The 11,119-nt window shown below is 68.8% G+C and carries 11 protein-coding genes; all 11 read left to right on the forward strand.

The window, feature by feature from the left end:
* Positions 1-79: 79 nt before the first annotated feature.
* On the forward strand, positions 80-2,479 hold the full coding sequence (locus NG1_RS32840; protein WP_062977452.1) for a RelA/SpoT family protein: 2,400 nt from the start codon (positions 80-82) through the stop codon (positions 2,477-2,479).
* A gap of 302 nt (positions 2,480-2,781) precedes the next feature.
* Positions 2,782-4,380, forward strand: a complete 1,599-nt coding sequence (locus tag NG1_RS32845) for a cutinase family protein (RefSeq protein ID WP_062977454.1) — start codon at positions 2,782-2,784, stop codon at positions 4,378-4,380.
* Between the two features lie 57 nt (positions 4,381-4,437).
* Entirely contained in the window at positions 4,438-5,403 is a 966-nt protein-coding gene (locus NG1_RS32850) for a DUF8176 domain-containing protein (RefSeq protein WP_062977456.1), read from the forward strand.
* Positions 5,404-5,418: 15 nt separating this feature from the next.
* Positions 5,419-6,297: a MinD/ParA family ATP-binding protein gene (locus tag NG1_RS32855; RefSeq protein ID WP_040867667.1), complete on the forward strand. Its 879-nt coding sequence runs from the start codon at positions 5,419-5,421 to the stop codon at positions 6,295-6,297.
* Entirely contained in the window at positions 6,294-6,956 is a 663-nt protein-coding gene (locus NG1_RS32860) for a DUF6668 family protein (protein ID WP_062977458.1), read from the forward strand. The genes NG1_RS32855 and NG1_RS32860 overlap by 4 nt, the downstream gene beginning before the upstream one ends.
* 51 nt (positions 6,957-7,007) lie before the next feature.
* Complete coding sequence (locus tag NG1_RS32865; protein ID WP_039799032.1) at positions 7,008-7,304, forward strand: hypothetical protein; 297 nt, start codon at positions 7,008-7,010, stop codon at positions 7,302-7,304.
* Between the two features lie 7 nt (positions 7,305-7,311).
* The gene (locus tag NG1_RS32870) at positions 7,312-7,587 is read left to right on the forward strand and encodes a hypothetical protein (RefSeq protein WP_040867663.1); all 276 of its coding nucleotides are present in this window, start codon (positions 7,312-7,314) and stop codon (positions 7,585-7,587) included.
* Between the two features lie 31 nt (positions 7,588-7,618).
* Positions 7,619-8,275, forward strand: a complete 657-nt coding sequence (locus NG1_RS32875) for a DUF8175 domain-containg protein (RefSeq protein WP_245660150.1) — start codon at positions 7,619-7,621, stop codon at positions 8,273-8,275.
* Positions 8,272-9,084, forward strand: coding sequence for a DUF8175 domain-containg protein (locus tag NG1_RS32880; RefSeq protein ID WP_062977460.1), 813 nt, complete (start codon positions 8,272-8,274; stop codon positions 9,082-9,084). Before NG1_RS32875 ends, NG1_RS32880 begins: the two co-directional genes overlap by 4 nt.
* On the forward strand, positions 9,069-9,914 hold the full coding sequence (locus tag NG1_RS32885) for a DUF8175 domain-containg protein (RefSeq protein ID WP_157114380.1): 846 nt from the start codon (positions 9,069-9,071) through the stop codon (positions 9,912-9,914). The genes NG1_RS32880 and NG1_RS32885 overlap by 16 nt, the downstream gene beginning before the upstream one ends.
* 38 nt (positions 9,915-9,952) lie before the next feature.
* Positions 9,953-11,119: conjugal transfer protein TraG N-terminal domain-containing protein (locus NG1_RS32890; RefSeq protein ID WP_245660151.1), on the forward strand; the 1,167-nt coding region annotated here is incomplete at its 3' end.

Here is an 11,119-nt window from a genome sequence, read left to right on the forward strand (position 1 = left end):
GCCCGGACTAAAGTTGGTGGTCCGGGAGGTTGCACCGGTCGGATAGGGTGGTCCGATCGAGGCGCGGAGAGGTGGTGGCATGACTCAGCATCTGGGCGAGGCGAAAGTCGAGCAATCGACGTCGGGCCCCCAGCCGAACGGTGCGGGCGCCACCGACGCCGCGAAACCGCAGGCGCCGGCGAACGCGACGCCTCCGCGTCAGCCCGGCACCTCTTCCGCGGTCCCGACCTCGGCCTCGCGCCGGGTGCGGGCGCGCTTGGCCCGCCGCATGACCGGTCAGCGCGGTATCGCCGCGGTCAAGCCGGTGCTCGAGCCGCTGGCCACCGTGCACCGCGAGCTGTACCCGAAGGCCAACCTGACGCTGCTGCAGCGCGCGTTCGACGTGGCCGACGAGCGGCACAAGCATCAGTTCCGCAAATCGGGCGATCCCTACATCACCCATCCGCTTGCCGTGGCCAACATCCTCGCCGAACTGGGCATGGACACCACCACGCTGGTGGCCGCTCTGCTGCACGACACGGTGGAGGACACCGGATACAGCCTCGAACAGCTCACCCAGGACTTCGGCTCCGAGGTCGCCCACCTCGTCGACGGCGTCACCAAGCTGGACAAGGTCAATCTGGGCGCCGCCGCCGAGGCGGAGACCATCCGCAAGATGATCATCGCGATGGCCCGCGACCCGCGCGTGCTGGTGATCAAGGTGGCCGACCGGCTGCACAACATGCGCACCATGCGTTTCCTGCCGCCGGAGAAGCAGGCGAAGAAGGCCAAGGAGACGCTGGAGGTCATCGCTCCGCTCGCCCATCGCCTCGGCATGGCGACGGTGAAATGGGAGCTGGAGGACCTCGCCTTCGCGATCCTGCACCCGAAGAAATACGACGAGATCGTCCGGCTGGTCGCCGACCGCGCGCCCTCGCGCGACACTTACCTGGCGAAGGTGCGGGCCGAGATCGTCAACACCCTGGCCGCCTCCCGGATCAACGCGATCGTCGAGGGCCGCCCGAAGCACTACTGGTCGATCTACCAGAAGATGATCGTCAAGGGTAAGGACTTCGACGACATCCACGACCTGGTCGGTATCCGCATCCTGTGCGACGAGGTGCGCGACTGCTACGCCGCCGTCGGCGTCGTGCACTCGCTGTGGCAGCCCATGGCGGGCCGGTTCAAGGACTACATCGCCCAGCCGCGCTACGGCGTCTATCAGTCGCTGCACACCACCGTGGTCGGACCGGACGGCAAGCCCCTGGAGGTGCAGATCCGCACCCAGGACATGCACCGCACCGCGGAGTTCGGCATCGCCGCGCACTGGCGCTACAAGGAAACCCGCGGCAAGCACTCCAACGACACCGCCGAGGTCGACGACATGGCGTGGATGCGCCAGCTGCTGGACTGGCAGCGGGAGGCCGCGGACCCGGCCGAGTTCCTGGAGTCGCTGCGCTTCGACCTGAAATCGCCGGAGATCTTCGTGTTCACGCCGAAGGGCGACGTGATCACGCTGCCGCAGAAGTCGACGCCGGTGGACTTCGCCTATGCCGTGCACACCGAGGTGGGGCACCGCTGCATCGGCGCCCGGGTGAACGGGCGGCTGGTCGCGCTGGAGCGTCAGCTGGAGAACGGCGAGGTCGTCGAGGTGTTCACCTCCAAGGCGCAGAACGCCGGACCCAGCCGTGACTGGCAGAACTTCGTGGTGTCCCCGCGCGCCAAGGCGAAGATTCGCCAATGGTTCGCCAAAGAGCGCCGCGAGGAGGCGCTGGAGAGCGGCAAGGACCAGATCTCCAAGGAGGTCCGCCGCGTCGGGCTGCCGCTGCAGCGGTTGATGAGCGTCGACGCGATGACCGCGGTGGCCCACGAGCTGCACTACACCGACATCTCCACGCTCTACACCGCCGTCGGCGAGCACCAGGTCTCCGCGCACCACGTGGTGCAGCGGTTGATGGCGCAGCTCGGTGGCATCGGCGACGTGGAGAACGAGCTGGCCGAGCGCTCCACCCCGTCGACGACCCCGAGCAGGCAGCGGGTCACCGGTGACGCGGGCGTGCTGATCCCCGGCGCTACGGGCACCGTCGCCAAGCTGGCGAAGTGCTGCACTCCGGTGCCCGGCGACGAGATCATGGGCTTCGTGACCCGCGGTGGCGCGGTGAGCGTGCACCGCACCGACTGCACGAACGCCGGTTCCCTGCGGGAGCAGGCCGAGCGGATCATCGAGGTGTCCTGGGCGCCGTCGCCGTCCTCGGTGTTCCTGGTCGCCATCCAGATCGAGGCGCTCGATCGCACGCGGCTGCTGTCGGACGTGACCAAGGTGCTGGCCGACGAGAAGGTCAACATCCTGTCCGCGTCGGTGGCCACGCACGGCGACCGGGTGGCGATCAGCAAGTTCACCTTCGAGATGGGCGATCCGAAACACTTGGGGCACCTGCTGAATGTGGTGCGCAACGTGGAGGGCGTCTACGACGTCTACCGCGTCACCTCCGCTGCTTGATCATCCGCGCCCGGACCCGCGAGTAGCTGTCAAATAGCTGACAGCTCGCGGTGTTTCGATTGCCGCGACGCCGGTTTCGGGCTTGCCATCCGGGGCGGACTGTCGGAAACTTGTCGGACTGAAACCGGGAACGCGCCAGCGTGTGGTGCGTTCATTTCGGTGTGTCGTGGAAGTTTTCCGTCGGTGCGGCAGTAATAGCCGGAATCTGTTACCGTCTATTGCGTTTCATGGCGTTGAGGTACCTGCGGCAGACGACTTGATTGCGGATCGCTATGACTGGATACACGGCAAGACTCTCGGGGATGCTGGTAGCACTCGCCGTGGCTGTGGCGACCGCCGGTGTCGCCGCGGCGGAGCCGTCGGATCCCGCCGGGCCCTCCACACAAATCCGTCTCGCGACCTGTCCCGCGTTGTACGCCTTGGGGATTCAGGGCACCGGTGAGTCCTCGCCGGACGCCGCGCCCAGCACCGACACGGGCATGCTCTCCACTGTTTTCCGGCCGATGATGGCGAAAGCTCCCGAAACCGGTCTGGTCGACCGGGCCTACGTGCCATACGAATCCGGCTTCGGCGGGGCGACAGCCGGTGGCGTGGTGCCTTATTGGGATTCGGTGTCCGGCGGCCTCACCCGTTTGCGGAGCATGGCCGAGACCGTCGCCGACGCGTGCCCGAACAGTCGTTTCGCGGTGGTCGGCTACTCGCAGGGCGCGCATGTCGCCTCGATGTTCGCGCAGGAGATCGGCCAGGGCCGCGGCGTGCTGCCCGCCGAGCGGGTCGCCGCGGTCGCGTTGTTCGCCGACCCGACCCGCAATCCCGGCGCACCGCTGTTCCCCGGCGCGCCGGGCAAGGCGACACCGGACCCCGCGCCGGGAACCTCGGGCGACCGGCTGGAATCCATCGCCGCGCTGCCGCAGGCTCCCGCCACCGGCGGCGGCATCGGCCCGGAACGGGACAAGGCCGCGAACTTCGGGGCGCTCACCGGGCGGGTGGCGAGTTTCTGCGCGGCGGGCGATCTCGCCTGCGACGCTCCGGACGGCGCGCCGATCCTGCGGGCGGTCGCCAACGTGGCCGGTCAGTCCAAGCTCAGCGGCGGCGACCCGATCGGATCGCTGGTATCGATCGCGCAGGCACTGGCGTTCACCTCGATCAAGACCGCGACCCGGGTGCTCGACGAGGACGTACAGGGCAATTCGCTGGCCACCCTGTCGATCTCGCCGGAGAAGTCGATCTCGCAGCGCCTCGCGGACGCCTCGGACCCGCGTACGCCGCTGAATCTGCCCGGCGCGCTGCAGGCGCTGCTGAAAATCGGCATGATCGGCTTGAACTCGGTGATCGCGGTGGTGCGGACGGTGATCGACGCGGCGAACATCTCCGAGCTGGCCACCGCGGGACTGGCGAATCCGCCCGCCGCCCTGGTCAGGCTCGGCGCCGAGCTGGTCGGCGCCGTTCCCCAGCTGATTCCGCCGACCACCGGGGTCCGGCTGATCAACCAGGCATTCGACGCGGTGGTGCAGAACATCACCGACAACAGCGAGCTGCTGAACACGACGACGTGGGTGCGCTACTGGGACACCGTGCAGCGCCACACCGCCTACGCCGGCGCGACCGTCTCGGCAGGCGGGGCCGCGCCCACGCAGTTCGTCGCCGACTGGCTCGCGGCGCTGGCCCGCGACATCGCCGACGCCTTCGGCGGCAAGGCCCAGCCACGGCCGGTGCTGGAGAAGCAACCGACCGGATTCTTCGGGGACGGCTCCGGCGCGTCTCCCACGCCGACTTCGTCCGGTACGGGACAATTTCCGTTCGGGACAGGAGCCGATGGCGCCTCATCCAGCGGCGTGACATCGATTCCGCCCACCGACCGAACCGGCATACCCAACGCCTACCCGTTCTCCACGAACTGATCGCCGAGAGGGTCCGACGATGCGATACTGCGTGCCCTGCTCTGCGGGAATGGGGGAATGTTGAAGTCGTACAAACAGCTTTCCCGCTGGTACGGCGCATTGGAGCCGGAGACCGGTGCACCGGAGAAGGACAAGCCCGATGAGGCGAACGTCATCATCCCCGCGGACGACGAGGGGCCCGCGCGCTTCCCGGACTACATCCGCGACGAAGCCGAGCCGTGGCAGCGCAAGCCCGAGGAGGTCCCTGCGGACCTGCCGGCCCAGCGCAGCGAGTTCACCGGCGGGTGGTCGGACTGGGTGGTGACCGGCCATGCGCCCGGTCCGGACGACGACTACGTCGCGCCCCGGCCGGTCGATCCCGTGCCGTTCCCGTGGGCCGACGACGAGCACGAGCCGGTCGAGCAGCCTCGTCCCGCGGAGTCGCGTGCGCTGCGGAAGGCCGCCCGCGACCACCCCGCCGTGCGCCGGGCCCGGCTGTTGCTCATCGTGATCGCGGCGGTGCTGATCATCGCCGTCGCGGCCGTGGGTGTGCTGCTCCTGCTGCGCGCTGCCGCCGATCGCGCCGCGCTGCCGAGGGACTCGCATGTGTCCGCCTCGGTGCAGCTCACCGTCGGGGGCGCCCAGGCGGTCGGCAATCCGCGCGCGGTGGGTTCCGGCGCCTGCCCGACCGAGCGCAGTGACGCGATCGTGCGCAGCGCGGAGGCGGGCGGCACGAGCTCCGGGCCTGAGGTGGTGCTGTCGTTCCAGTACGCGTACTACGTGGAACGCTCCGGGGAGCGAGCCCGCGCGGTCGTCGCGCCGGATGCCAACGTCCAGCCCGCCTGGGTCATCCAGCGGGGCATCGACTCCGTCCCGGCGGGCACGACACATTGCGTGCGGATCGTGACGGTCGGTGACAACCGGTACTCGGTGGAGGTCACCGAATACCGGCCCGGCGGCGCGCCCGCCACGTACAACAGGCAGACGGTCACCACCGCGGTGATCGACGGCCGCACCCTGATCACGGGTATCGCGGCCGGATAAAGGAGAGCAGAAGCGATGGGAGAGGACTGGAGCCGCTGGCTCGACGAAGCGCCCGGGGAGGGCGCTGCGCCGAGCCGGCCGGTGCGTTCCAAGGCTCCGGTGGTGCGGTTGCGGCGCGGCAAGGATGACGGCTCCGAGGCGGATCACCCGGCGCAGCGGCCGATCCTGGTGGTCGGGGGGTGTGGTGGTGCGGGCACCACCACGACGGCGTTGGGTTTGGCGGGCGAACTCGGTACGGGCGGTACCCCGACGGTCGCGGTGGACGCCACCACGGCGGGCAGCGATCTCGCGCTGCGCGGCGCGGACGAGCATCTGCACCCGATCAGCCTGCAATCCTGGTTGTACGGGCGCGGTGACGACGAACCCGCCCCGCTGAAGGAATGCCTGTCGCGCGCGACTTCGGGCATCGGCCTGCTCTGGCGCGACGCCGCGCCGCTGCGCAGGCGTGCGACCTATCTCACGGTTGCCCGTGCGGTGCGCGACGCCGGATACACCGCCGTCTACGACGGAGGACATCCGATTGCCGCCCGGCAACTGCTTCCCCTGCTCGATGACGCGGATGTGGCTCTGGTGCTTGCCATTCCGGCGCGCACTGATGCGGCCAACCGCCTGCGGGTCGCGCTGGAATGGCTCGACGACCAGTTCGGTGATACCGGGGAAGGACACGGCGGCGGCGTCGTCGGCGACACGACGATCGTCGTCTCCCACCAGTACCCCGGCGATGACTCTCGGGTAGCCGAACATTTGCGCGAGCACTTGTCCGGCTGGGTCCGCGATATCAAGGAGATTCCCTACGATCCGCACCTGGCCCGGGGCGAGCTCGTGCGGCACGCCTCGCTGGCCGCCGAGACGCGCCGGGCATATGGGCGCTTGCTCGCAGGGGTGGCATCATGACCGCCGCCATGATTTTTCCGCGTCAGCCCGACCCCGCTCCCGCCGGTGTGATCGCCCCGCCGGAGTCCCGCCGTGCCGCCATCTGGGACCGCCCCGTGCCGGGTGTCGGCCGTGCGCCGCTGGTCTGGCTGCTGGGTGTGCACGGGGGCGCCGGAGCCAGTACCCTCGCGCATGTGCTTGCGCCCGCGGCGGATTCGGGCCGCCGCTGGCCCGGCGTCTTCGACCGCGAAAGTCCGTTCGTCGTCCTCGTCGCCAGAGAGACCATCGCCGGTCTGTCCCGTGCGCACGACCTTCTGCGCCAACATCTTTCGGGTTTCGCCGGTCCCTCCGACGTGCTCGGCCTGATCACCGTCGCCGCGCGGCCCGGCCGGATGGCTCCCGAGATCCGGCGCTACCGCGACGTGGTCGGCTCCCTGGCCGGACAGGTGTGGCAGGTGCCGTGGTACGAGGAGTGGACGCTGGTCGAACCGGAGCAGCTGCCGGTGTGGTCGCCCGGTGATCCGATGCCATCCAGGAAACGCAAGCTCGATCTGCTGGAGGAAGTCCCGCTCGATGTCCGGGAGCTCGGCGCCGACATCGTGGCGGCCGCTCGGACGGCACTGGAGGAGGCCGACTACGACCGCCGGTCACCGGATCTCCGTAAGCCGCCCGATGAGTGATCGTCCGCATCGAAACGGCGACAACCACCCACTATTCGAGAAAGGCATCCGATGAGCACGCTCCTCCTCGCCGTGCAGGACACGTACGGCACCGTCCTCGCGCAAGTCGGTAATCCGACGCCGGAGGCGCCGCCGGGCTCGGAGAAGATCCTGCAGCTGGTGCGGTATCTCACCTGGTTCGTGCTGTTGTCCGGAATCTGCGGCATCGTCTACGCGGGTGGCAAGTTCGCCTGGGAGAAGTGGACCGGCGGTGGTCTGGAGTCGCCGAAGATGGTGGCGGGCGCGATGATCGGCGGCGTGGTCGCCACCAGCGCGGGCACCATCATGAACGCCGTCATCGGGACCTGAGGTCGCGATGAGTACCGTGCGCATGCCCGCGGCCGAGTTGCTGGCCTACAAGCAGATGCCCGCCGACGTCCTCGCACCGCTGATGCAGCTGCTGAACTGGCTGCTGTGGTTCGTCCTTCTGGTCTGCCTCGCCTGGATGATCGTGTCCGCGGGGAAGCTGTGGCTGACCTTCCGCAGCGACCTGGCCATGAACGACGCCTCACACGGCGTGCTGATGAGCCTGCTGGGTGCTGTGGTGGCGAGCACGGCGTCGGGGATCGCCCTGGCGTTCCTGCCCGCGTGAGCCGCTGGAGCGGGACGGGGACGACGCGGGAATGACTTCGACAGTACTGCGGCCGGCGGATTCCGCGGCGTGGCGGCGCGACATCCGCCGCCCCGCGGCCGGCGTCGTCGGCGCCGCGCTGCTGTTCGCGGCGGTCGGCTGCGGCGGTAACGCGGACCCGGCGGGGCCGGACCTCTCGGCCGCACCCACCGATGTGCGGTGGCAGCCGTTCCAAGGCGTGCCGCTGCCGCACACCGGCCAGGGGCCGCGATCGACGGCCGACGGCGCGGCGACCGGCTTCGAGCACTCGCCGCGCGGCGCGGCCATCGCCGCGCTGACCCATTCGGTGCGGCTGGCGGTAGCCGCCGACACACAATGGGCGAAAGTGGCTGCCGGAGAGGTCGTTCCGGGCGCTGCCAAGGACGAGTGGGCGATCAACCGGGTACAGCTGTCGATCACGGGCCCGGCGGCCCCGGAGTTCGCGCCCCGTTTGCTCGGCTACAAGATCACCGGTTACACCGACCGGCACTCCACCGTCGACGTGTACACCGAGTACTCCGACCGATCGAAGGCGGTGCACCACACGGCCGTCGAGTGGTTCGGCGAGGACTGGAGATTACGGCTGCCCGATCCGGATTCGACCGCCAGACCCATCGATCCGATCGACGCAGTACCTACCGACATCGTGAAAGTGGAGGCACCGACGTGAGCGACAGGGAGTCGTACGCGCGCGACCGTGTCTCCTTCGGCATCGTCGCCTCCGCCGCCGTGCTGGCGCTCATCGTGGTGGTCGGCATCTTCGTCTTCGTCAGCCGCGACGAGGAGCAGGCAGGCGGTGCCCCCGCCGTCACCGAGGGTTCCGGCGGCACCGGCTTCGCGAGCCCCGAGGTGGACATCCTCGGCAGGCGGGTGGACATCCCGAACAACCCTGCCGGACAACCGCTTCCGCAGGATCCCTCCCGGCAGCGCAAGCCCACCGACCCGGACTGGCTGACCGCGGCGCCGCAGGGCACCGCCGAACCGCACGGCTGGCAGCGGGTGTACGGCGCCTCCGTCCCGTTCTCCACCTCCGACGGGCCGACGCGGATCGAGGACGACCTGGCCGTCGGGTACGCGCACACCCCGCAGGGCGCGGTACTGGCCGCGGCGCAGATCACCTACCGGCTCAATGCCCGTCCCGCCGACCGCGACCTGTACGTGCGCCAGGTCCGCGTCTCCGCCCAGCAGATCGCCGCCTACGACAAGGCGCTGGCCGACGACCGCCTGCCCGAGCAGCAGCCGGAGAAAGTGACCCGCTACTTCGTCGCCTCGGACGCGTTCAAAGTGGACGACTACGCCGACGATCTCGCCATCGTCCGGCTGGCCACCAGGGGACCGGTGGTGGACGGCAAACGGCTGTGGGTGGCCACGCGCCTGGTGATGGTGTGGGACGCGGGCGACTGGCGCCTGAAGCCGTCGACCACCAACAACACGCAGATGGAGTATCTCGAGTCGCTGACGGGGTGGACGCAGTGGTGAGCCGCAGAAGGCCTTCCGGGCACATGCCGCCGGCTGTGCTGGGCGCGGGTGCCGTACTCGCGGTGGCGGTGGCCGCAGTCGTCACTGTGGTTGCCGTCCGGGATGACGCGCCACATGATCCGGTGGCGCAAAGGACGACAACATCGGCGAATCAGTCTGACGGTCCGACTGCCGAGTCGTCATTCGTCAGTTCTGGTGCGGACTCTTTCGGCCATCGTTTCGATATCTCCGACAATCCCGCCGGACAAGCTCTTTCGCAGTCGGGCTCGCCGCGGACGCCGACCGATCCGGAGTGGCAAACCGGTGCGCCGGGCGGGACGAATCAGCCGGGCGGTTGGCAACAGGTATACGGCGGCCCGATCATTCCCTTCTCGACGACCGATGGACCGGCGCGCATCGACAACGGTGTGCCGTCGGGCTTCGCCAAGACTCCGCAGGGCGCCGCGCTGGCCGCCGAGCAGATCTACTGGAGGACCGTGGCACGACCCACTGACCGCACGCTGTGGCAACAGTTGGTGATCCTCGCGCCCGAGGAGCTTGCCGATCGGGAGCGCAAGATCGCCGCGGGCAGAGTGCCCGACGTCTTGCCGGAGAGTGCCAAACCACTGCTGTACGCGTCCGACGCTTTTCGAATCGAAAGCTATGGTGACGATTTCGCTGTTGTTCGGGTCGCCCGCAAGACCCGTGAATTCCTGCACGGCGGGCGAAGTTGGGTGGCCATGAGACTCAACGTGATATGGCGTGACGGCGGCTGGAAACTGAAGTCGTCCGCGGGCGACGCACAGCCGCTCGAGACGATCGGTTCGATCGATGGGTGGACACAATGGTGAGGCGGCTAGTCACAATCCTTGCGGTCATCTTCACAGTGATGATCGCGACTCCGACCGTGGCCTACGGACAGACGTACGGCTTCGACGATACGTGCAACGAAATACACGACACTCTCGACGGCGTCGGACTGCCCGGCTTCAGCCTCGGCGACGCCGCGTCCGCCGCCTGCAAGGCGGGTAATGCCGCCTCGCATCCCGACCAGGCGGCGACGGCGGTGAAGGACAAGGCCTGGGATTCCACCTTCGGCAAGGTGGTCGATTCGCTGATGAACGGTCTCGGTGAGGCCATCATCCTGGCGTTGACCTTCTGGATGAAGGTGCCCAACGAGGCGGCCAGCGACTCCGGTTCGCTGTTCACCAAGATCAACGACTACACCTATCAAGCGCAGATCCTGCTGTTGATAGCGTCGGTGATCCTCTCCGGGGCGCGATTGGCCGAAGCCAGACGCGGGGCCGCGATGAACGAGGCGGCCGAATCGTTCCGGATGTTCACCCGCGTCATATTCAGCTCCTGGATGCTCGGCGCGGTGATCGTCGCGGGCACGCAGGCGTCGGACCGCTTCGCGGAGTGGATCATCGACGACTCGACCAACGGCAATGCCAAGGACCTCGCCGAGTTGATGGTGAAAACCAGTAAGCTGCAAGCGTTTTCGCCGGGCCTCGTGCTGATCATCGCGATTGTCGGCCTGCTCGGCGCGCTGGCGCAGATCGTGCTCGCCATCGTGCGGCAGGGCCTGCTGGTGATCGCGGCCGGAGTGCTGCCGCTGGCGGCGGCGGCCTCCGGGATGAACATCGGCAAGCAGTCCTATCAGAAGCTGATCGGCTGGATCATCGCCTTCATGCTGTGGAAACCGGTGGCCGCGATCGTCTACATGATCGCGTTCACCACGGCGGGCCACGTCGACTCGCTCACCCCGACGGGCGGCCTGCCCGACGGTGAGCAGGCCCAGCGCATGCTGGTCGCGATCGTGCTGCTGTGCAGCGTGGCGTTCGTGCTGCCCGCGCTCATGCGACTGGCCACTCCGGCCGTCGCGATCGTCGGCAGCGGCGGTTCCGGTTTCACCGCGGCGGGCGGCACCCTGGTCGGTGTGGCGGCCTTGGGCGCCATGGGCACCAAGGCGGTCGGCGTCAAGAGCGCTGCGGCTCCCGGTAGGGCCGGTTACGTGAGTGGCAGCGGCACCGGCCCGCGTCCGGGCGGCGCGGGC

This window comes from Nocardia gamkensis NBRC 108242 (genome assembly GCF_001612985.1).
In the GTDB taxonomy this organism is placed as follows: Bacteria; Actinomycetota; Actinomycetes; order Mycobacteriales; family Mycobacteriaceae; genus Nocardia; species Nocardia gamkensis.

Coding starts and splice junctions, on each gene's coding strand:
- NG1_RS32840 (WP_062977452.1), top strand. CDS start 80: ATGACTCAGCATCTGGGCGAGGCGAAAGTCGAGCAATCGACGTCGGGC.
- NG1_RS32845 (WP_062977454.1), top strand. CDS start 2,782: ATGCTGGTAGCACTCGCCGTGGCTGTGGCGACCGCCGGTGTCGCCGCG.
- NG1_RS32850 (WP_062977456.1), top strand. CDS start 4,438: ATGTTGAAGTCGTACAAACAGCTTTCCCGCTGGTACGGCGCATTGGAG.
- NG1_RS32855 (WP_040867667.1), top strand. CDS start 5,419: ATGGGAGAGGACTGGAGCCGCTGGCTCGACGAAGCGCCCGGGGAGGGC.
- NG1_RS32860 (WP_062977458.1), top strand. CDS start 6,294: ATGACCGCCGCCATGATTTTTCCGCGTCAGCCCGACCCCGCTCCCGCC.
- NG1_RS32865 (WP_039799032.1), top strand. CDS start 7,008: ATGAGCACGCTCCTCCTCGCCGTGCAGGACACGTACGGCACCGTCCTC.
- NG1_RS32870 (WP_040867663.1), top strand. CDS start 7,312: ATGAGTACCGTGCGCATGCCCGCGGCCGAGTTGCTGGCCTACAAGCAG.
- NG1_RS32875 (WP_245660150.1), top strand. CDS start 7,619: ATGACTTCGACAGTACTGCGGCCGGCGGATTCCGCGGCGTGGCGGCGC.